Raw genomic sequence first — 20,047 nt, 5'->3', positions numbered from 1 at the left:
CTTATCTCTGGGGATCATGAATGGCTGGTTTTTCTGTTTTACGTGCATTTCGACCTTCGCATGTTGCCGTCGCGCTGGCGGTGGCATTGCCCGCATCCGCCGTTTTCGCCGCGGCAACGCTGTCACTGTCACTGCCCTCGCAACCACTGGCGACCTCACTCAACCAATTAGCCAGACAGGCTAACGTGCAGCTGATTGCTGCACCGGCATCCCTTGCTAATAAAACTGCTCCTGCGGTGAAAGGCTCGATGACGCTGAACAGTGCGCTGGGTCAACTGTTAGCAGGAAGTGGACTGGAGTGGACGCAGAATGGTGACACCGTCTCCGTCACGCCTTCGGCAGTAGGCGAAGATACGCTGACGGTAACCAAAACCCCGAGCAACTCTTCCGCCGTACCGGATCAAACCACCAGCGCCACTAAAACAGATACACCTCTGCTTGAAGTGCCTCAGTCAGTCTCGGTGATCACGCGTCAGCAATTGGACCGCCAGAATGTCCAAAGCGTCACCGAAGCGTTGCGCTACGTGCCGGGAGTGAAAACCGAAACCTATGGCGTCGATCCTAAGGGTTATGACTGGATCTACATTCGCGGCTTTAATGCTCTGACCACCAACGACTACCGCGACGGCCTGCGTCAACTCAACAACAGTTACAGCTACTTCCGCACCGAGCCTCACGCGCTGGAGCGTATTGATATTGTACGCGGCCCCTCTTCAACCCTGTTTGGTCTCGGCGATGCTGGCGGGATCGTGAACCGCGTCAGCAAAATGCCTGACGCGCGCGGCGTGCATGAAGTTGAAGTCCAGTTGGGGAATTTCAATCGCCGTCAGGCGCAGTTTGATATGAGCGATAAACTGGATGATGAAGGTCAGTGGCTGTATCGCGTGGTCGGTCTGGCACGTGACAGCGATACCCAGTTCCAGTATCGCGATGGCCCGCATGTTGAAGATAACCGCCTGTACCTCGCGCCGACCTTAACGTGGCTTCCCTCCGCTGATATCAGTCTGACGCTGCGCGCTGATTACCTGCGCGATACCTCCGGTGGCACCGTGGCAGTACTGACGAATCCGGGCAACAAAACCACCGACACGCTCTTAGGCGATTACAACTACAACCGCTTCCGCCAGGAGCAATACAGCGTGGGCTATGAGTTCAGCCAGCAGCTTTCAGAGGGCATTAAGTTCCGCCAGAACCTGCGTTATGGTCAGACCGATACCATTCTGAACAACCTGCTTGCAGGCGATCCAGACTTCACCACCAACACCGTGTCACGCAACGCCATTCGTTTTGATGAGCATATGAAAGCCTTCAACATCGATAACCAGTTGCAGATGGATTTCAACACGGCGTCAGTTGCTCATACGCTGCTGGCCGGGGTGGATTACAGCTGGCTGGATGCCAACGCCAAGCGCTTCAGCGCTGTTGCGCCCGCGCTCAGCATCACCAATCCAGTTTACGGTCTGGAGATTGCCGACCCGACCAACGCCGTGAATAACAACGATCAAACCACCGCCCAGTTGGGTGTGTACATGCAGGATCAAATTCACCTGACCGATCAATGGCTGGTGACGCTCGGCGGTCGTCATGACGATATCAGCATGCGCACGCAGAACAACCTCAGTGGCAGCAACTCATGGGTGGACAAAGATGCCTGGACCGGACGCGCAGGATTAACTTATCTGGTTGGCAACGGATTGGCGCCGTACATCAGCTACGCCGAGTCATTCGTGCCCAACAGCGGCACCGACAGCCAGAACCGCACCTTCGATCCGAGTAAGGCGCATCAGTATGAGATTGGGGTGAAATATCAGCCGGACAGCAATCTGCTGATGACACTGGCCGCGTTTGATATCACCAAATCCAACGTGCTCACCAATGAAATCGTCGATGGCCTCGCCACCGGTTATCAGGTGGCATCAGGTGAAGTGCGCTCACGCGGCATCGAGTGGCAAACACAGGCACAGCTGACCTCTAACCTCGACGTGCTGGCTTCTTATACCTACACCGGTGCCGAGATCAGCAAAAGCAACAATGGCGATCAGGGCAAGCAGCAGGCTAACGTGCCGAAAAACATGGCATCGGCATGGCTGAACTATGGCTTCCATCAGGGCATGTTCGACGGGCTGTTGCTGAGCACTGGCGTGCGCTATATCGGCAGCATGTACGGCGACAACGCCAACACCATTCCGGTAAAGAACTTCACCCTGGTGGATGCGGGCGTGAAATATCAGGTGAACAGAAATATTCAGGTCGGATTCAACGTACAAAACCTGTTTGATCATCACTACGTCGGCACCTGTGATGGCGATACCAGCTGCTATCCGGGCCAGGAACGCACCTTTATAGGCTCGCTGAAGCTGAACTTCTGATGTTCAACATCAGTCGTCGTACCTGCCTGAAAATGCTCGTCGTGCTGCCCATCGCGGCACGTGCGAGCCTGGTCATTACCGATCGCCAGCGTATTGTGGCGATCAACTGGGCGGCAGCGGAAACGCTGCTAAGCCTGGGCGTCACACCGCTGGCAATTTCCGATAGCCACTATTTTCGCCAACGCATTCCGCGCCCGCTGTTACCTGACAGCGTGCAGGATATCGGGCCTTTCTGGGAGCCCAATCTGGAAATGCTCGCGGCCCTGCGCCCTGCTCTGATTATCAGCGATGCACTCCCCGCCGCCGTTATGACCAAAATGGCGGCCATCGCCCCGGTAGAAACCGTCACCGCATTTGCGACGTCTGGTGATTTATGGCAAGCCTTGCATGCATGGACCCAGCAACTGGGCGCGCGCCTGGATGTTAGCCCTCGCGCAACTCAGTGGCTGCAACAGGTCGACACGGCAATGGACACTTATCGCCAGCGCCTGATTAATCCTCAACACAAGCGCGTACTGGTGATGGTGTTGGATCAGGATGGTAAGTACGCAACGCTTTACGGCAACGGCAGTCTGGCCGATGCGGTATTATTCCAGCTCGGTTTGATCAACGCCTGGCAGAAATCGGTTAACGCTGCGCACGTCGCGCGAGTGCGCATAGAGGAACTGGCCGATCTCCCCTGCGACTGGCTTTTCTACACTGAATTACCCACGGCGATGACACGTTTAATGCGCGCCCGGCAGCCGAACGGTTTATGGCACCACTTGCCGATGGTGGCGCAAGGGCGTGTGACCCGTTTGGAACATTTCTTTCCGTTTGGCAGCCTCGCGACGGCGCTTGGGCTGGCGAACGATATCACTCGCATACTGGAAACCGCATCATGAAACCGATGAGCGCCATGGTGCTACTGTGCACCGCTTTTATTGCGGCACTCACGCTGGTCACGGTCAATTACACTGCGCTACTGGCACGCTATCCCGTCTCACTATCATCGCTGCTGGTTGAGCAAAGCTTTCTGCCGCGCATCGCTGTCAGCCTGCTGTGCGGCGCGGGCCTGGCGTTGGCCGGTTTGCTGTTTCAGCAGGTGCTGCAAAATCCGCTGGCTGAACCGGGAACGCTCGGCGTGGCTGCCGGTGCCAATCTGGCGATGTCCGCAGCGCTGGTTTTCGCGCCGGGCCTGCTGGTTATCGGTTTGCCTCTGCTGGCGCTGATCGGATCGATGGTGGCTATTTTGATCCTGATGGCGCTCAACGCGGGTCGCCGATTCGCACCGCTGAGCGTGATACTGGTTGGCATGGTTCTCAGCCTGTACGGCAACGCGCTGAACACACTATTGGTGCTGTTCAACCACGATTACCTCAGCGATCTGTTTAGCTGGCAAGCCGGGACACTGACGCAAAGCGGTTGGAGCAGCAGCCTGGTATTGGCGGTAACGCTGGCTAGTGCAATGATCGCCAGTCTGTTGATGGTCAGGCCGCTGACGGTGCTGGGATTATCCGAGCAAAATGCCCGTGCGTTGGGTCTGGCCACCGTGCAGGTGCGCTTTATGGCGCTGGGCGTGGCGGTGTTTCTGAGTGCGATGATCACCAGCCAGGTGGGGATTATCAGTTTTATCGGGCTGGCGGCCCCGGCGATGGTTAAAGCCTGCGGCCTGCGCCGCTTCTCACCGCAGCTGATCGCCAGCATGCTCACCGGTGCAACCTTACTATTGTTGGTCGATCAGCTTGCATTACGCTGTTCCCCTGCGGCGGGCGACATCCCATCAGGCGCCGTGACGGCGCTGTTAAGCGCACCGTTATTATTGATACTGCTGATGCGGCAACGCGCCACACATCTGCCGACCGGGCAATCGCGGCTCAGCGCGACCCCGCGTTTCAACACGCGTCAACTGACCATCCTGTTGCTGCTTTTGCTGCTAATTCTGCCTGCTTCTCTCTGGCTGAACCGTGCGCCGCCAGGCGCAATCACCTCACAATTGCTGGTCTGGCGCTGGCCGAGAATCAGCGGTGCGCTCTGTGCAGGGATGATGCTGGCGTGTGCGGGGGTGCTAATTCAACGCTTAACCGGTAATGCGATGGCGAGCCCGGAGCTGACCGGCATCAGCAGCGGCGCGGCCCTCGCGGTGTTATTGACCGTGTTGTTCACCTCCTGGCCTCTGACGTTTATGTTACCCGCTGCGGTGGTCGGCAGCCTGGTTGCCATGCTGTTACTGTTTTTGTTTGGCGCGGGCAGTGGGTTTAACCCGCAGAAGATGGTGCTGATTGGTTTGAGCCTCACCAGCCTCGCCAGCGCGCTGAATATGTTACTGATGCTAAGTGGCGACCCGCGTGCTCTGATGCTGTTGAACTGGAGTACCGGTTCAACCGCCAACATTGATGCAAACATGGCCGTCGGTGCGATGGTTGCCGCGATGGTGTTGTGTCCGCTGGCGTTGATGATGCAACGCTGGTTAACGCTTTTAGGATTAGGGCAGCCGACTGCTCAGTCATTGGGCATCGCCTTGCGCCGCACGAATTTGTTGATTCTGCTGCTCACGGCATTACTCACTGCTGCGGGCACACTGCTGGTCGGCCCGTTGAGTTTTATCGGTTTGCTGGCACCGCAGTGCGCCAGAGCGCTGGGTGCCCATTTGCTGCGTCATCAACTGTATGCCGCCGCGTTGGTGGGGGGATTATTGATGGTGCTTGCCGACTGGTTGGGGCGCAACATCGCCTGGCCATGGCCGATTTCCGCCGGGCTGTTGACCGCATTTATCGGTGCCCCCTGGTTTTTATGGCAGCTGCGCAGAACGTCAGGCTGAAGAACACTCAGCCCATGACTACACGCTCATTGAACGCCTTACGCCATTTAGTCGGCGTCGTGTTAAAGCGTTGTCTGAAGTGATGGCGCAACGCTTCGGGAGAACCAAACCCCGCCTGCTCGGCAACCTGATCAATACTGAGCGCGTTGTTTTCCAGCATCGCGCAGGCTTTTTCCAGCCGAATACCGAGCAACCATTCACCCGGCGAGGTACCAGTGGCATCATGAAAGCGACGAATAAAGGTCCGACGGCTCATGCCTGCTTGCCGCGCCAACTGCTCGATCACCATTGGCGCGTTCAGATTATTGCGCAAATCGTCCAGCAAGGGCGCGAGGCTATTGCTGCGGCGTTGTGGAACAGGTTGTTGGATCAACTGCGCCTGGCTGCCTTCTCGTAGCGGCGGCGTCACCATTCTGCGTGCGGTGCGATTGGCGACATCAATGCCGTAATCGCGTCGAATCAGATGCAAACATAAATCGACGCCTGCTGCACCGCCCGCCGAAGTGATGATGCTGCCTTCATCCACGTAAATCATGCCGTGTTCCACCTGCACCTGTGGAAATCTTTCAGCCAGGATCTCGGTGCTGTTCCAGTGGGCGGTGGCACGTTTCCCGTTTAATAGCCCCGCTTCACCCAGTACAAAGCTTCCGGCACAAATGGAGACAATCCGTGTGCCATTTTGATGGGCTTTTTGTAACGCTGTGATTAACGCCTCAGAGGCCGGTGCGGTCACGCTGCGCCAGCCGGGGATGACGATGGTTCCGGCGTCTTCCAGTAACTCAAGCCCGCCATTAACCACCAGGCGCACACCGCCCTGCGCACCAAACACACCCTCTTCCACCGACGCCACGCTCAGGTCATACAGCGGATGGCCGAAGACGTCATCTGCTCGGCCAAACGCTTCAACGGCAGTACCAAATTCAAAGGTACAGAGGCATTCATACGCCAAAAGCACCAGCCGCCGATTTTTCGGCGCTGCAGGAGGGGAACGCAGAGAAGAAATGATTTGCATGTCAGCCTTATCCATGATGTTGGCACGATCTTGACGATATCTGGCATCGGCATGGATTTCCACCGTTGCGTCAATCTTCCATGCTGGCACGCTCTTAACGTTACGCAGGAATTCAGGATGAAGAACATGTTGGCGCTGATGGCGGTGTGCTTAGCCGCGTTGATGTCGGGGCTGGAAATCTCCAGCGTGCCGGTGATTTTGCCGGTACTGGAACAGGAGATGCAGGCGAATTTTCGCGATCTGCAGTGGATCATGAATGCCTATACGCTGGCCTGCACCGCCGTTTTAATGGCGACCGGCACGCTGGCGGATAACTATGGCCGCAAGCGCATCTTTCTCATCACCATTGTCGGTTTTGGTTTGACCTCGGTGATGTGCGGGCTGGTCGGGAGTGCACTCTGGCTCATCATCGGGCGCTTCCTGCAAGGGCTGAGCGGCGGTGCGATGTTAACCTGCCTGATCGCCATACTCTCGCACCAGTTCCCGCAGGGAAAACCCCGCAGCCAGGCCTTTGCCGCATGGGGGATAACCTTTGGCTTTGGTCTGGGTTTCGGTCCTATCATCGGCGGGATGCTGGTGGCGGTTTTAAGCTGGCAATGGGTGTTTCTGGTGCACGGCTTTATCGCGCTGCTGACGTTCGTGCTCGCACTGAAAAATGTGGATGAATCCCACCCTGGACAGGGCAACAAACTCGATCGGGTTGGGTTGATCACCCTCACCCTATGCGTGGTTGGCGTGACCTATCTCATTACTCAGGGTGCCAGCATCGGTTGGCGAAGTCTTGAAGCCCGGCTAATTATGCTGGTGATCCTGATCAGCGCGGTGGTGTTTATTCGCACGGAGAAGCGCCATCCTCACCCGATGTTTGATTTCTCGGTGTTTCGCATTCGCTCCTTCTCGGGGGCTTTGATGGGTTCGATTGGCATGAACTTCAGTTTCTGGCCGCTGATGATCTACCTGCCGGTTTATTACCAGAGCGGGCTTGGGTTCAGCAGTATGGATACCGGTTTTGCCCTGCTTGCCTATACCTTGCCCACCTTATTGATGCCGCCGATAGGGGAAAAACTGGTGCTGCGTTTTGGCGCTGCCCGTGTCATTCCCCTCGGATTATTTTCGATCGGTGCTGGGTTCGTGCTGATGAAACTGGCCATCACCTACCAACTGAGTTTACTGCCAGGTGCCCTGCTGGCGGGAACCGCGCTCGGACTCACCAATACGCCGGTCACCAACACCACCACCGGTTCCGTTGCCGCTAATCGGGTTGGCATGGCTTCCGGGATTGATATCAGTGCACGTTTAATCACGCTGGCGATCAACATCGCCTTGATGGGCAGCCTGCTGGTGGCAGTGATCGCCGCCAGTCTGCGGCAACGGCTTCCTGCCTCCAGCGATGTGGTTGCGCTCGCAGAACGCATAGCGGCTGGCGCTGAAGTTTCGCTTAGCCGCGCTATCGCCTCGCAAGTGCTGGCTGACGGTTTTTCCGCCGTGCTGACCTATGGCGCGCTGGGTGTAAGCGGTCTGGCACTGGCGAGTTATCTGCTGTTCAGGCCTGAAAAGCGCAACCTGGCTGAGCGGACAGCGAATTCCTGCGGGCGAGATTAATGGTTATCGCACGACATAGTCGAAGCGATCGATAACTTCTCATTCGTTCAAAGCACACTAAGAACGAGAAAAAACGCCCTGTAATATTACGGGGCGTGTCGCAGAACTACCGTGCGGAGCATATCACCAGCGTTATTTCGCTGCCGCTGCGGCCTGCTTCACCCAGCCATCAAACGTGGCCTGGTGCGCATGAATCCAGCCATTCACGTGGCGCTGAATGTCTTCGCTGGACGATTCTCCCTGATGCATACGCTGGTTCTGCGCATTAACATCATTAAGCGGCAGTTTGACGATCTCGAACAGTTTCGCCGCGGCAGGATTCTTTTCTGCCCAGGCTTTATTTGCCACCACATGTTCATTGTTCGGTTTGAAGCCATAATTCTTGCCATTTGGCAGCGCGGTATCTTCATTCTTCTGCGAGCCCGGCGTGACAGAATACGGCACCGTCAACCAGACCACATCTTTGCCCGGTTTTAATTCATCGCTCACCCAATAAGGTGTCCACGTAAAATAGAGCACCGGCTTACCGGCTTTATATCGGGTTAACGTATCGGCAATAATGGCAGAATAGTTGCCCTGATTTTGCTGTACCGTTTGACTCAGACCATAAGCATCAATTTGTGCATTAATCACCTGACCACACACCCAACCTGGATTACATCCCGCCAGATCGGCTTTACCATCCCCGTTAGCATCAAAGAGTTTCGCCAGCTTCGGATCTTTCAGCTGGGATATATCGGTAATGTGATATTTGTCGGCGGTCTTTTTATCGATAAGATAACCTTGCGCGGCACCACTGATATAAGTGCCTTTGCGATAGAATTTTGTATCCCCGCCTGCGGCGTTGTACATATCCTTTTGCAGCGGTTCCCAGTTAACCGCCATGTAAGTCGCATCGCCCGCAGCAATCGCCGTGTAAGCCACGTTGTAATCCACTTCTTCAGTGGGTTTGACCTCGTAGCCCAGTTTTTCCAGCGCTCTGTTAATCAGCTCCGTCTGGAATGACTCTTCCGGCAAGGTACTTTGCACCGGGGAGACCGTCACACCTTTGCCCGGCAAGTCGGCAGCAAACAGTGTCGGTGAACTGATTAACGCAGTGAGGGAAATCGCGAGTAGATTCTTCCTGGTCATAGTTTAAAACCTTATTATTTTGGTCGATGCCAGCAAATGGCGTGAGAATATCCCTCTGCAGTGAAGAGAGATGAAATGCAGCTGTCAGTATCAGTAAAAGTTTAAAAGCAGAATATTACTTTTGCAGATAGTGACGTGCGTAACGAAGGCGGGTGTTGTAGGTGGAGAAAAAAGATAAGTCAGAATTCATCATTATGATATCTGGTGACAGACCCTGGTTCCTGTTATCAGGTCCGCGACATTCACTCCGGTAAATTAATCGTGCAGTTACCATAACACATTATTTCCTCACTGCAACCGCTAATCATTTCCCCATTACCAGCAGAGAAATCAGGGCTGAAAAATATAGCGTTTTTTAACTACGCTAAAGCCATGAAATTTATCTCCACTCACCTCTCATCAAATAGACATCGGTAACCACGGGAAAACGGTTACCGATGCTCCGTGATGTAAAACCTTTATCGGCGCAGGCGCGCCGCTATAGGATTGCCCTGCGCGGCGCTGCTCGCAAGCTGATAAGCGTTATGCGAGGCGCGATGCGGATAGCGGAAAAACAGCGCAATCGAAATGAATGAGACGATAGCCACGGCGGCAACATAGTACACCAGCGTAAACGCACTGCCCGACCAGCCAATCAACGCCGCGCCAATCAGCGGTGCTGTGCCACCGAACAACGCGGTACCGGTGTTGTACGCCATTGCACCCGCAGAGGCACGCATCTCGGCCGGGAACATATCGACCAGACTGATGGTCATTCCACTGGTGACCATTGGGAAAACCATCACTGGCGCAACCGCTGCGATAATGGCACTGCCTAACGTGCCATGCTCAGCATAGGTGAAAGCAAAAAACATCGCCGGGATCACCAGCACACAGCCCAACAGTAACCAGCGTTTTCTGCCTACCACATCACTGAGATAGCCATGCAATAGCGTGCTAAAAATCAGTACAAACTGAGAAACTAACACCGCCATTGCCGCATCGGTTTTGGCTAGCCCGACAAACGTGGTGAGATACGTGGCGAAGAAGCCCAGAATCAGATAGTTGGGCAGCGTATGACTCATCAGTATCGACATGAACACCAGGATATTTTTCCACTGCGAGCGAATGACCTGAGTCACCGTTGGTGGATTCAAACGCTGCTCCACCCGCGCCCGTTCAACCGCGCGGAATTCCGGGCTTTCATCAAGTTTGCGGCGAATCAGCAACCCAACCAGCCCTAACGGAAGGCCGATGGCAAACAGTACACGCCAGCCCCACTCCTCCATTTGTGCCGCCGTGATCAACGAAGACAACAAGGTGTAGAGACCAATAGCGATCACCGTGCCGATATAGGCACCTATGGGTGAGAATGACGCACGAAAGGCGCGGCGTTTTTGATCGCTGTTTTCGACAATGTAATCCGTGGCTGTCGCGTATTCGCCGCCAGCAAAAAAGCCCTGAATCAGTCGGCAAATCACCAGCAATACGGTGGCGCTGGTGCCTGCCTGCGCGTAAGTGGGGAGAAGAGCGGTCAAACCGGTCACCACACTCATGCCGGTGATGGTGATCATCAACACCGAACGCCTTCCCCAGCGATCGCCCGCCAATCCCAACACGATGCCACCAATCGGGCGCACCAGAAAACTCGATGCATACAGCAGTAATACCGAGAGCAATGCCGTCAATGGCGCATCCTGCGGGAAAAAGATCCGTGAAATCACACTGGCCAGTAGGCCGTAGAGGGCAAAGTCGAGAAACTCGACCAGGTTGCCGGCAACAGCACCGATCAGCGTTTTGCGCTGCATTTCAGGTGTCACCTGAGGAAGCGTGGCAGAAGTTGTCATGGTTAACCCCATCTTCACCGCATAACAGCACGGTCAGTGAACGTGACTCAGAATGAATTCAATCATTCCATATTACGGCATGGCATTCCGTTAATTACGTTAGTTGAGTGAAAATTAGACGTCAATATGCCGGTGAGAGGATTTCGCTATAGGTCACACGGAGATTGAGTTGGAGGACGAGAAGGGAGAGAAGTCGATTTATGTAAAACAAAAACAACATGTTAGGATGAAATGACCACACCGTAGTGTGGTCATTGCGTCATGTCGTTAACCTCTGGCATTTCTCTGGAAGCCAATTGCCTGGGCAGCCTGAACGGTTAACGCACCCCACTCTGCAATTTTTTCTTCATGGTAACGAGAGTCCGGCATCGAGATGCAGATACTGGCGACCGGCTGGTGGGCTGCATCAAAAATGGGTGCCCCGATGGCGAAAATACCGGAGCGATAATAGCCACGGTTGATTGCGTACCCGCGCTCACGCACCTGCTTCAGTTCGGCGCGAAGTTTATCGGCGTCGGTGATGGTGGCCGGGTTAAAGGCACTCAGCTCGGCGGTAAGGATATTTTCAAGCTGGCTTTCCGGTAAGAACGCCAAAATCGCCATGCCATTTGCCGTGGAGTGAATGGGCGCAATATCCCCAATCGGACTAACCGCGCGCACGGGATGCGGACTTTCCAGCCTGTCGATCACCACCACCGCGCCATTGCCGTCATACACCGACACATACACCGTCTCCTGCGTGCTATTGCGCAACTCTGCCATCGGATCCTGGACGGCAGCAGACAGTCCGCCGCCCGCCAGCTCGATCGGCCGCACGCTGAGCACACGAGGGCTGACGGTCCAGCGCGGCATGTCGCCTTCAATCAATCGTAACCAGCCCGCCTCATGAAAGGTCCAGAGAATGCGCTGCACGGTGGTTTTTGGCATCGACATCATCTTAGCCAACTCGCCCACGCTGATTGGCTGTTTCTCGGCTACCCTCTCCAGCACTTTCAGGCTTTTAATCAGGCTCTGCATCGCTCCAATCTCCCTACTTTCTGACGTCATTGTCTCCACTTGCTGTGCCGTAATATGGCACAGCCTGCCCTCTGCCGCTCGGCGTTTTGCCCGTAAGCCGATCACAATTTCCTCCGAATGCTTAATTTTTGTGCTTGCAGGACAGATAAAATCATGTCACGTTAAATTTATGGAATGGCATTCCTTATTGTGGAACGGCTAGGTTTCAGCCGCTGGATTTCATGAATGATGTTTAGCGAGGCAGAGTGATGAGAAGTCATCAGTCGATATTTACCGAAGATTATAAGGCGGCGCCCTATTGGTGGGAGCATTGGCAGCCGCAGGATGCGTCGCCCAGTGACGTTCCGCCCGAAACGGAATACGTGATTATTGGCGCTGGCTATGCCGGGCTGTGCTGTGCATTGACGCTGGCGCAACACGGTAATCAGGTGGTGATTCTGGAAGCCGGCTTACCGGGCAGTGGCGCGAGTACGTTGAGCGGTGGTCAGGTCACTGGCGGCATCAACGTGGGCAAAACCATGTCGGCCAAAAAGGGGCTGCGGCAGAGCGATGAGCAGCTAAAACGCGACCTGCTGCTGGAGGCGGCTGACGGCTATCGCTATCTGGAAAGCCTGATCGCACAGCACGCTATCAATTGCGATTATCGACAAACCGGCCGCCTCGCCGCCGCGTGGATCCCGGAACATCTGGAGAACTGGAAAAAGCGGTTGCCACTTCTCAATAGCGTGAGTCAGGTGCAGGCGCGCATGCTAACGCGCGATGAACTGCGCGTCGAACTGGATAGCCCGGCTTATCACGGCGGCGTACTGATTGAGCGTGCTGGTCTGCTCAATCCCGCGCTTTATTATGCAGGTTTGCTGGATGCGGTGCGCAAAGCTGGCGTGGTGGTGTGCAGTGGTTCTGCGGTGAGTCGCATTGAAAAACATGCGGCGCATTACCAGGTTGATTCTCTGCGCGGCACGCTCAATGCGCGTCAGGTGATTATCGCCACCAATGGCTATACCGGGCCAGAAATGGCCCATTTGCGCGCACGTGTGGTACCCGTCACCAGCCATCAGATTGCCACTGAACCGTTATCCGCAGATCTGCGACGCACGCTGATTCCGCACCAGCGCGGCATCGCGGAAACCCAGCGCGTCACGCACTATTTTCGTTATTCGCCCGATGGCTCTCGTCTGCTCTTTGGGGGCCGCGCACGCTTCTACGCCCTTGATCGCCAGCAGTCTGCGCGTGTGCTGCATCAACATCTGACGCAACGTTTTCCTCAGTTACGTGACATCAAAATCAGCCATAGCTGGGGCGGTAAAGTCGCCGTCACGCTCGACTACCTGCCGCATATCGGCCAGACACCGCAAGGCTGTTTTTATGCCGTGGGCTGTAACGGCAGCGGTGTCACCATGATGAGTTGGCTCGGCCATCGTTTAGCCCGTCACCTGATCGAAAATACACCGCTCAACGCAAGTCCTTATGGGGTATCGCCGCTGCCCGGCCACCCGCTCTACACCGGCAACACCTGGTTTATGCCGCTGCTTGGCAGCTATTACCAGGTGCGCGACCGCCTGGATAAATCCGCTCATTCGCAAACCAATTAGGGGGAAGTATGGGATTACGCATTGGTGTCGATATCGGCGGCTCGTTTACTGACTTCGCCGTTTTCAACGAAGCATCGGGGCAGTTGCACAGCCTGAAAGTGTTTTCTCGTCCCGATGATCCGGGCCAGGAAGTGCTGCACGGCGTTCAGGAGTTAGTGAAGCGCTATGGGATCGATCCCGCCGATATTGAATATTTTACCCACGGCACCACCGTTGGCGTGAATGCCGTGGTGCAGAAAAAAGGGGCGAAGCTGGGGCTGATCACCAATCGCTATTTTGAGGATGTCCTGGCACTTGGCAGGCTGAAGACGCCGGATATGTACAGCCTGCATTCGCTGCGTCCGGAACCCCTGGTGTCGCGCGAAAATGTGTTTGGCATCGACGGTCGAATGGATGCGACCGGAAAAGAACTTACGCCGATTGCAGAACAGAGTGTGCTGGCCGCTGTCGCGGGCTTGCGCGATGCGGGCTGTGAAGGAGTCGTGATTGCCCTGCTGCATGCCTATCGCAATCCCCAACATGAGAAGCAGGTCCAGGCCCTGATTGAAGCGGCCGTGCCAGGCTTTTTTGTCTGCTGCTCTAGCGATGTCTGGCCGACTATTCGCGAATTCGAGCGTACGCAAACCGCCGTGATTGGTGCCTATGTTCAGCCACGCGTCGCGCATTATCTCGGTGCTTTGCAGCAGGCACTGACGCAAGCGGGCGTAACGGCTGAGCTGAAAGTCACCAAGTCCAATGGCGGCGTGATGAGCGCAGAGCGCGGCAAAGCCGAGTGCGTGCAGATGATCTTGTCGGGAACCGCATCAGGTGTGATGGGCGCAGCCTGGGTGGCACGCCAGTGCGGTCGTGAGAACGTCATGAGTCTGGATATTGGCGGCACCACCGCCGATGTGGCGCTGATCGTCAACGGAGAAGCGCAATATGACACCGGTGAGTATATCGGTGACTACCAGATTCACATTCCGTCCGTGTCCGTCACATCGATTGGTGATGGCGGCGGTTCTGTGGCGCGCGTTGATGAGTTTGGCGTGCTCAAAGTCGGGCCAGAAAGCGCAGGCTCAACGCCTGGGCCAGTGTGTTATGGACGTGGCGGCACGCAGCCCACGATTACCGATGCTTTCGTGTCATTGGGCATTCTTGGCCAGGCAACGTTGGGCTACAACGCGGTGAATGTGGATGTCGCCGCCGCGAAAGCCGCCATAGGATCGCTGGCCGATCGGCTGGGTCAATCCATCGAAGCCACGGCGGAAGCGATCATTAACGTTTCCGTGTCCGGCATGTACGCAGGGATTAGCCGACTGGTTTCCCGTTTCGGTATCGACCCGCGCGCCTTTTCCCTGATGCCTTTTGGCGGTGCAGGCCCGATGATGGCCTGTTATCTGGCGCGCGCCATGCACATGCGTGAAGTGCTGGTGCCGCTGACGCCCGGCGTGCTGAGCGCATTAGGCGGTCTGGTTGCCGATGTGAAAAACGATTTTGTTCGCATCATTTATGGTGATTTAAGCGCAGATAGCTTGCCACACCTCGAAGCTGAATATCAGCAACTCGAACAGCAAGCCCGCGAATGGCTGAGCCACGAAGTCAGTGATGCCAGCCAGGGCCAGTTTAGCCTCTCGGCAGAGATGCGTTACAAGGGGCAGTCGTTTGAGATCGCCACACCGTTACAGCGTGAGGATTTGGCGAGCGGCAATCTCTCAACGCTGCGTGAAGCCTTCCATGCGCAACACCATCATTTATATGCTTACAGCGACCGTGATGCACAGATTCAGGTGGTGTCGCTACGTCTGGTGGTCAGCATGCCCACGCCGAAGCCGCAACTCGAACCTTTGCCGCACTCTGACGCAGCACCGATCCCCGCCGAACATATTGATGTGTGGATGTCGGGCCGTTACCTCACCGTGCCACTTTACCAGCGCGAGCAGCTTGCGGGTGGTCAGTCATTTACCGGACCCGCGGTGATTACCCAGTCCGACACCACTGTCGCCGTATTACCCGATTTCCGCGCCCGGGTGGATGCGCTCGGCAATCTGATCCTCACTGACCTCACCCACACGGCTTAATAAAGGAGTCGCGATATGGCTTTTGATACTTCAGGTCTGCAGATTCTGGCTAACTACTGTGTGGCGGCAGCAGAAAGCATGGCCCATACGCTGGTGCGTACCGCCCATTCGACTTTTGTCAAAGAGACGGAAGACTTCTCATGCGCCCTGCTCACCCCCGAAGGTCTGGCATTTGCTTCGCCGAAAACCTTAGGCGCCACATGGTATATCGGTCTCGATTACGGGCCGGTACTCGGCATGATCGAGGACTATCGCCCCGGCGATGTGGCGATGACCAACGATGCTTACAGCGGTAACGTTGCGACACACAGCCCGGATATGGTGATGTGGAAACCGGTGTTCTGGCAAGGCAAGCTGGTGTGTTTTGTTGGTGGTCATATTCATAACACCGATGTGGGCGGGGCCGTGCCCGCCTCGCTGTCGCGCACGCTGACAGAGATCCATCAGGAAGGAATACGTATCCCGCCGACTAAGATCGTGCGTGAAGGCGTGCTGGATGAAGCGTTGCTCACGTTGATCAAAACCAATGTGCGTGCGCCGGAACAGAATATGGGTGACCTGCATGCCCAACTGGCGATGCTGGCCAATGGCGAAAAACGCGTGCTGGAGATGATCGCGCATTTTGGTGTGGAAGATTTTCAGCAAGGTATGGTGGCCCTGCTCGATTATGCGGCGCAGCAGGCACAACGCATCCTCGAGAGCGTGCCGGATGGCGATTATTTCTTTGCGGAATACGCTGACGAAGACAGCGTGAACGGCAAACCGATGCGCGTGGCGATGACGCTGAAAATTCGCGGCGGCCGCGCCATCCTTGATTACACCGGCAGCGATCCGCAGTTGCTTTCATCATTGAATATGCCGACCGGCGGCATGACGCGTCACGCGCTGGCGCTGGTCGGCTATCACTATGTGCTCTATACCCTGAATCCCGATATTTTGCTCAACGCGGGGCTGGATCGCGTCGTCGAATGTGTGTTGCCCGAAGGCAGCGTGATGAATGCCGTTTACCCGGCTGCCGTCGGCATGCGCAGTCTGACCTGTAAGTTAACGCATGTATTGACCTTTGGCGCGTTTTCACAAGCGATCCCTGACCGTTTGCCTGCCTGCGCGGCCTGTGGACTGGCGATTTTGAACGTGAAAACCACCAACACCTCGGGTCGCCCGGTGATTGCTTCCATCGGCCCGGTGGGCGGCGGGGCGGGCGGCATGCCATTCGGTGACGGAGAAGAAGGATCGGGCGCTAACGTGGCATTTCTGCGCAATACGCCAGTGGAGATTAACGAAGCGGAAGTGCCGATTCGTATCACACGCTATTGTCTGGTACCCGACTCCGGCGGTGCAGGAAAATATCGCGGTGGTTCCGGTCTAATGATGGAATTTCAGGTGTTTGCACCTGATACCACCGTCACGGCGCGCAATCGCGATCGCACCCATTTCGCTTCCTGGGGTGTCCTTGGGGGGAAAGCGGGCAGCAATGCCATTTTTGTGAAAAACCCGGAGAGTGAAGCACCTGAAATGCTCGGCAATAGCGATGTGATCCGTTGCCAGGCAGGAGATGTGATTCGATTAACCGGGGCCGGTGGCGGCGGATATGGTTCACCGCTGGAGCGTGATCCCCAGCAGGTGTTATCAGACGTGAAAAGCGGCTACGTTTCTTCGGCGCGTGCCGAGCAGGATTATGGTGTGGTGATCCGCGAGGGTGAGCTGGATGTGGAAGCCACGCAGATGAAACGCAATCAACGCTCTGCGACAGCCGCCAGCGTGGCACATTTTGACTTTGGCCCATGGCGCACTCGCTTTGAGCAAAGCTGGACGCCGGAGCGCTATCGGGCATTGACTGATATCTTATCTCGCGTGCCGGTCATATGGCGTTTTCATATCAAACATCGCCTGTTTGATGCGCTTGCCGCTGCGGAAGCCCGGGGGCAAACCGCTCAGGGGGGGCAGGTGATCTATCAACTCTTTGACGAATTGAGTGAGGAGTTCCGGGATTTCCTGCAGGCGTAACGTTGCACTGAAGCTGCTATAAAAAAGGGATGCTATCGTCAGCATCCCTTCTCATTTTCACTGGGTCAGAACGGACCCCAGTTTATCGCCACACCAATCAGCAGCGTCACCACGCAAATCGCAAACCAGATGGCGACGACCGGTGCCACGAATTTGAGCCATTTGCCGAACGAGATATTGGCGGTGGCCAGCGCGGCCATCAGCACGCCCGAGGTTGGGCTGATGGAATTCACTATCCCTTCGCCCAGCAGCACGGTTTGCACCGTGACCTGACGTGTCAGGCCGAGGTTATCGCCCAGCGGGGAGAAAATCGGGATCAACAACGCTGACTCGCCCGAACCGGATGAAATGCCGAAATGCATCAGTGCGGCGCTGATAAACATGCCCACAGCGGCAATCGCGGGCGGAACCGGTGCCAGCAAGTCTGACAGGAAGCCAACAATCGGATCGAGGATATTGCCCTGCTGCAGCACCACCGAAATCGCACCTGCCATCCCGACAATAAAACCGCCTTTGACCAGCTGAGAGCAGCCGGACAGGAAGGTGTTAGCAATAGCAGAACCGGACAAACGGCCAATTAAACCGACCAGAATCGACAGGATGATAAACATCGCCGACATCTCATTGGTGGCCCAATGTAGTTGCACCGTGCCGACCATAAACAGAATCAGCGTCACCGCGCAGGTCAGCAGAATCAGTTTATGACGGCCGGTAATCGCCAGCGGTTCAGCGCTTTCCACCGCAGTGTCCACGCGCACCTGACCATTTTTGCGCATGCGCTTCACGGTAATAATCAGGTAAATCGCCACCGTTAACACAAACAGCAGGTTGGTGATGCCGCGCAGTAACATGCCCGAGAACAGCGGCAACTGCGCCAGATGCTGTGTCAGACCGGTGGTGGCCGGGCCGAGGAACGCCACGTTGAAGCCTGCCGCGCAGGTCAGGTAGATCAGCGCCATGCCGATCACCGGCGGCAAGCCTAACGAACGCGCCACCAGCAGGCCAATCGGCACGAAGGCGACCACCGAGTTTTGCACCACGCCGGTACTGCCGAGGATGGCGAAGATCACTGCAAAGATCAGGATCAGACGGGTATCGCTGATTTTGGTGCTGCGTGACAGTGAATTCAGCGCGGTGGCAATCGCGCCTGTGGCTTCAATTACCGCCAGCAATCCGCCGGTAAACAGAATCAGGAAAATGATCGGTGCCGCTTTGATCACGCCCTGCACGATCGCCATGAAAATCTCGCCGGGATAGACGCCCGAGCGCGCCACTTCATGCAGACTGCCTTTGATGGCAAAGGTCACGCCATTACGGGTTTCGTGATCAAATTTACCCGCCGGAATAATCCAGGTGGCTACCGCTGCCAGCACCAGGATGATAAACAGCAGCAGATAAGGGCTCTGCTCACTCTTCTTGCCTGCGGGCTGCATCGCACTATTTTTTTCAACATTAACCTGCGACATGGTTTTCCCCCAGCATCAAACCCGCCACGAGCGCGGTGCGCGAAGCAATATCGGCAATGATGATATGTTCATGACGCGCATGAATACCTGCGCCGGTCGCGCCCAATCCATCTAAGGTTGGGATACCCAACGCCGCGGTGAAATTGCCGTCGCTACCGCCGCCCACCGATTGACCTTCCACGCTGAAACCGATCTGTTGTGCCACCGCTTGCGCACGCTGCATGATCATCAGCGACTCGGCGCTCTGGCGCATCGGTGGACGTGATTGTGCGCCGCTAATCTCCAACTTAATGCCCGGTAAGTGAGGTTGTATCTGGGTAATCTCATCGTGAATGCGTTGGGCTTCCTCTTCGCTGGTGACGCGCGTGTCGATGCCCAGCACCGCTTTATCCGCCACGACGTTGATGCGATTACCGCCTTGCGCAATCCCGACGTTGACGGTGGTGCCGCGATCCGGTGCATTCAATCCATGCAGGAACAGCACCTGATGCGCCATCTCCTGCACCGCGCTGATCCCCTCTTCAGGGTTGTTACCCGCATGCGCGGCCTGACCGGTGATCGCGATCTGATATTGGCCCGTGCCTTTGCGCGCAACCTTCAGCGCACCGGTGCCAGCCACGGCGGGTTCCACCACCAGCACTTGCGATGACCCCAGCGCATGGCGGGAGAGCCACTCGCTGGAGCTTGGGCTGCCCACCTCTTCGTCGCTGCCACAGAGGAAGACGATACGTTTCCCTGCCAGAAAGTCGTGTTCTTTTAACGCGCGCGCCGCCCAAATCGACTGCACCAGGCCCGCTTTCATGTCCAGAATGCCGGGGCCATAAAACTTGCCGTCTTCCTCGCCCATCGGCAGTTCGCCTTCATCCCAGACGGTGTCAAAATGGCCGAGCACCACGGTTTGATCGTCGCCTGAGCCCAGCGTGAACTTGAGGTGGTTCCCGTAGTGTTCCTGTACATCGATTTCAGCATCAATACCCAGACGCTCGGCGAACAGGGCTTGCAGCACGTTGCCACAGCGATCCACCGCTGCCTTGTTCATGGAGGGTGACTCTGCTGCCACCAGGGTTTTGATATCTGAGAGAATGTCGTCTGAATGCTGTTGCAAATAACTTATTATATTTTTCATTACTTCTGTCCTCACCAAGTGAATCCCGAGTATGAGGAT

The 20,047-nt window shown here is 56.0% G+C and carries 13 protein-coding genes; 7 read left to right on the top strand and 6 right to left on the bottom strand.

Annotated elements, in window-relative coordinates:
• Window positions 1-20 precede the first annotated feature (20 nt).
• Genes WFP70_RS04880 through fhuB form a run of 3 tightly spaced genes read left to right on the top strand, consistent with a single transcriptional unit; the run spans window position 21 to window position 5,169 of the window.
• Entirely contained in the window at window positions 21-2,369 is a 2,349-nt protein-coding gene (locus WFP70_RS04880; RefSeq protein WP_337022792.1) for a TonB-dependent siderophore receptor, read from the top strand.
• Window positions 2,369-3,253: an ABC transporter substrate-binding protein gene (locus WFP70_RS04875; protein WP_337022791.1), complete on the top strand. Its 885-nt coding sequence runs from the start codon at window positions 2,369-2,371 to the stop codon at window positions 3,251-3,253. Before WFP70_RS04880 ends, WFP70_RS04875 begins: the two co-directional genes overlap by 1 nt.
• Window positions 3,250-5,169 carry a Fe(3+)-hydroxamate ABC transporter permease FhuB gene (gene fhuB, locus WFP70_RS04870; protein WP_337022790.1) on the top strand — a complete coding sequence of 640 codons (1,920 nt, stop codon included), beginning with the start codon at window positions 3,250-3,252 and terminating at the stop codon, window positions 5,167-5,169. Before WFP70_RS04875 ends, fhuB begins: the two co-directional genes overlap by 4 nt.
• A 7-nt stretch (window positions 5,170-5,176) precedes the next feature.
• Here the strand turns inward: fhuB and WFP70_RS04865 are convergent, their stop codons facing one another.
• Window positions 5,177-6,181: a helix-turn-helix domain-containing protein gene (locus WFP70_RS04865; protein WP_337022789.1), complete on the bottom strand. Its 1,005-nt coding sequence runs from the start codon at window positions 6,179-6,181 to the stop codon at window positions 5,177-5,179.
• A 117-nt stretch (window positions 6,182-6,298) separates the two neighbouring features.
• Between WFP70_RS04865 and WFP70_RS04860 the strand changes: the two genes are divergently transcribed.
• On the top strand, window positions 6,299-7,783 hold the full coding sequence (locus WFP70_RS04860; RefSeq protein ID WP_337022788.1) for an MFS transporter: 1,485 nt from the start codon (window positions 6,299-6,301) through the stop codon (window positions 7,781-7,783).
• Between the two features lie 132 nt (window positions 7,784-7,915).
• Here the strand turns inward: WFP70_RS04860 and proX are convergent, their stop codons facing one another.
• The 3 genes from proX to WFP70_RS04845 form a co-directional block, all read right to left on the bottom strand.
• Window positions 7,916-8,914, bottom strand: a complete 999-nt coding sequence (gene proX, locus WFP70_RS04855) for a glycine betaine/L-proline ABC transporter substrate-binding protein ProX (protein ID WP_337022787.1) — start codon at window positions 8,912-8,914, stop codon at window positions 7,916-7,918.
• A gap of 458 nt (window positions 8,915-9,372) precedes the next feature.
• Window positions 9,373-10,740: an MFS transporter gene (locus WFP70_RS04850; RefSeq protein ID WP_337022786.1), complete on the bottom strand. Its 1,368-nt coding sequence runs from the start codon at window positions 10,738-10,740 to the stop codon at window positions 9,373-9,375.
• A 267-nt stretch (window positions 10,741-11,007) separates the two neighbouring features.
• The gene (locus WFP70_RS04845; protein ID WP_337022785.1) at window positions 11,008-11,757 is read right to left on the bottom strand and encodes an IclR family transcriptional regulator; all 750 of its coding nucleotides are present in this window, start codon (window positions 11,755-11,757) and stop codon (window positions 11,008-11,010) included.
• A 248-nt stretch (window positions 11,758-12,005) separates the two neighbouring features.
• Here WFP70_RS04845 and WFP70_RS04840 point away from each other — a divergent pair, with 248 nt between their 5' ends.
• From WFP70_RS04840 to WFP70_RS04830, 3 genes are read left to right on the top strand one after another with little or no spacing between them, the layout of a single operon-like run.
• Entirely contained in the window at window positions 12,006-13,349 is a 1,344-nt protein-coding gene (locus WFP70_RS04840) for an NAD(P)/FAD-dependent oxidoreductase (protein WP_337022784.1), read from the top strand.
• An 8-nt stretch (window positions 13,350-13,357) separates the two neighbouring features.
• On the top strand, window positions 13,358-15,409 hold the full coding sequence (locus WFP70_RS04835) for a hydantoinase/oxoprolinase family protein (protein ID WP_097117690.1): 2,052 nt from the start codon (window positions 13,358-13,360) through the stop codon (window positions 15,407-15,409).
• 15 nt (window positions 15,410-15,424) lie between these two features.
• The gene (locus WFP70_RS04830) at window positions 15,425-17,416 is read left to right on the top strand and encodes a hydantoinase B/oxoprolinase family protein (protein WP_034822475.1); all 1,992 of its coding nucleotides are present in this window, start codon (window positions 15,425-15,427) and stop codon (window positions 17,414-17,416) included.
• Window positions 17,417-17,481: 65 nt separating this feature from the next.
• Here WFP70_RS04830 and WFP70_RS04825 read toward each other — a convergent pair whose 3' ends face one another.
• Both WFP70_RS04825 and WFP70_RS04820 read right to left on the bottom strand, forming a co-directional pair.
• Complete coding sequence (locus tag WFP70_RS04825) at window positions 17,482-18,882, bottom strand: YfcC family protein (protein WP_337022783.1); 1,401 nt, start codon at window positions 18,880-18,882, stop codon at window positions 17,482-17,484.
• Window positions 18,869-20,008: a M20 family metallopeptidase gene (locus tag WFP70_RS04820; protein ID WP_337022782.1), complete on the bottom strand. Its 1,140-nt coding sequence runs from the start codon at window positions 20,006-20,008 to the stop codon at window positions 18,869-18,871. The genes WFP70_RS04825 and WFP70_RS04820 overlap by 14 nt, the downstream gene beginning before the upstream one ends.
• Window positions 20,009-20,047 lie beyond the last annotated feature (39 nt).

Origin of the sequence: Pantoea sp. USMM079 (genome assembly GCF_037153115.1) — a bacterium.
Lineage (GTDB): Bacteria > Pseudomonadota > Gammaproteobacteria > Enterobacterales > Enterobacteriaceae > Pantoea > Pantoea communis.
Note: the sequence above shows the minus strand (reverse complement) of the source record. Positions and strands in the feature narration are given on the sequence as shown.

Excerpts from the sequence above, each read along its gene's own strand:
- WFP70_RS04880 (WP_337022792.1), top strand. The coding sequence starts at position 21 with ATGGCTGGTTTTTCTGTTTTACGTGCATTTCGACCTTCGCATGTTGCC.
- WFP70_RS04875 (WP_337022791.1), top strand. The coding sequence starts at position 2,369 with ATGTTCAACATCAGTCGTCGTACCTGCCTGAAAATGCTCGTCGTGCTG.
- fhuB (WP_337022790.1), top strand. The coding sequence starts at position 3,250 with ATGAAACCGATGAGCGCCATGGTGCTACTGTGCACCGCTTTTATTGCG.
- WFP70_RS04865 (WP_337022789.1), bottom strand. The coding sequence starts at position 6,181 with ATGCAAATCATTTCTTCTCTGCGTTCCCCTCCTGCAGCGCCGAAAAAT.
- WFP70_RS04860 (WP_337022788.1), top strand. The coding sequence starts at position 6,299 with ATGAAGAACATGTTGGCGCTGATGGCGGTGTGCTTAGCCGCGTTGATG.
- proX (WP_337022787.1), bottom strand. The coding sequence starts at position 8,914 with ATGACCAGGAAGAATCTACTCGCGATTTCCCTCACTGCGTTAATCAGT.
- WFP70_RS04850 (WP_337022786.1), bottom strand. The coding sequence starts at position 10,740 with ATGACAACTTCTGCCACGCTTCCTCAGGTGACACCTGAAATGCAGCGC.
- WFP70_RS04845 (WP_337022785.1), bottom strand. The coding sequence starts at position 11,757 with ATGCAGAGCCTGATTAAAAGCCTGAAAGTGCTGGAGAGGGTAGCCGAG.
- WFP70_RS04840 (WP_337022784.1), top strand. The coding sequence starts at position 12,006 with ATGAGAAGTCATCAGTCGATATTTACCGAAGATTATAAGGCGGCGCCC.
- WFP70_RS04835 (WP_097117690.1), top strand. The coding sequence starts at position 13,358 with ATGGGATTACGCATTGGTGTCGATATCGGCGGCTCGTTTACTGACTTC.
- WFP70_RS04830 (WP_034822475.1), top strand. The coding sequence starts at position 15,425 with ATGGCTTTTGATACTTCAGGTCTGCAGATTCTGGCTAACTACTGTGTG.
- WFP70_RS04825 (WP_337022783.1), bottom strand. The coding sequence starts at position 18,882 with ATGTCGCAGGTTAATGTTGAAAAAAATAGTGCGATGCAGCCCGCAGGC.
- WFP70_RS04820 (WP_337022782.1), bottom strand. The coding sequence starts at position 20,008 with ATGAAAAATATAATAAGTTATTTGCAACAGCATTCAGACGACATTCTC.